The organism is Methylophaga sp. UBA2513, assembly GCF_002341285.1.
Taxonomy (GTDB): Bacteria; Pseudomonadota; Gammaproteobacteria; order Nitrosococcales; family Methylophagaceae; genus Methylophaga; species Methylophaga marina.
This window is the reverse complement of the sequence record NZ_DDNT01000021.1, coordinates 59,660-60,197: the sequence shown is the minus strand read 5'-3', so window position 1 is coordinate 60,197 and position 538 is coordinate 59,660. Positions and strand designations below refer to the sequence as shown.

Here is a 538-nt window from a genome sequence, read left to right as displayed (position 1 = left end):
TGCTCTATCGTTGGCTCGATATCAGTGAGTTCATCCTCAACAGTTTGTGCAACCTCATCCAGATCAAACTCTTCCTCAACAACAGGCTCAGACACGTCGGCATTATCAGATAAAGATAAATTTGGCTCAGAATCATCTTTTGAATCCTCGCTGACAGACAGGGAGTCAGCATCATCTATTGAATCAGTCTCTTCAATGTCTACTGTCTCTGTCTCAGGCGTCTGTTCATAAGCCGGTTCTGAACTCGCCATATCAACTGTGCTTTCTGGTTCAGGTTCCACCGCTGGTTGTTGGCTACGTGCTTTCGCCTCTGCACGAAGTTGTGCGGTTCTGGCGCGTACTTTTTCACGCAGCTCATCCAGCTCTGAACGCATTTCTGCAATTTCTTCAGACGGTACTGAACTCTCTTTCTCACTTGAAAGGCTTTCTTCAGCCACTTCAGGTTCAGCATCAACTTCTTCAGTTTCGTCGTCAGCCGTCATCAGTAAGCGTAAACGTTCTGCTTCTGTCTGGAATGCTGGCTCTGGCTCTGGCTCTG

Annotated in this window: 1 pseudogene; it reads right to left on the bottom strand. The window is 47.6% G+C overall.

Features of this window, described 5'->3' with window-relative positions:
• Window positions 1–538, bottom strand: a pseudogene (locus tag B3V56_RS12805) (hypothetical protein); the annotation flags it as partial.